Here is a 572-nt window from a genome sequence, read left to right on the forward strand (position 1 = left end):
ACCTGCAGATGGGTATATCCCAGGCGTCGTGCCCGGCTTACTACCTGGATCGAAACGATCGAATCACCACCCAGTTCGAAAAAATTATCGTGTATCCCTACCCGCTCCACCCCCAGCAGATCCTGCCAGATTCCTGCCAGCTCTGCTTCCGCTTGTGTTCGCGGAGCCGCATATGATCCTGAGGACGGTTCCCTGTTCTCCGGATCCGGCAATGCCTTCCGGTCTATTTTCCCATTTGGCGTCAAGGGCAAACGCTCCAGCTCCATCAATATCGATGGAACCATATATTCCGGCAAACAGCTTTTCAGATGAGCCAGTATCCCTTCCCGGTCAAAACCCTGCCTGCCTGCCCAATCCTTCTCTAACACTATATAACCCATCAGCCGTTTGTTCCCCTGGCTGTCCGTCCGGACGATCACCACCGCCTGGGCTATCTCCGTCATTTCCTGAAGCCTGGACGCTATCTCTCCCAATTCGATCCGGTATCCACGGATCTTCACCTGCTCATCCTTACGGCCCAGGTATTCGATATTACCATCGGCCAGCCAACGACAAAGATCCCCGGTCTTGTA

1 protein-coding gene is annotated in these 572 nt (G+C 54.2%); it reads right to left on the reverse strand.

Annotation, left to right across the window (positions count from 1 at the left end; all coding sequences use genetic code 11):
- Window positions 1-572, reverse strand: a 572-nt coding sequence (locus tag ACX0G9_RS31745) for an AMP-binding enzyme (protein ID WP_459069017.1), incomplete at both ends; no start/stop codon positions are given.

The organism is Flavitalea flava (assembly GCF_054461575.1).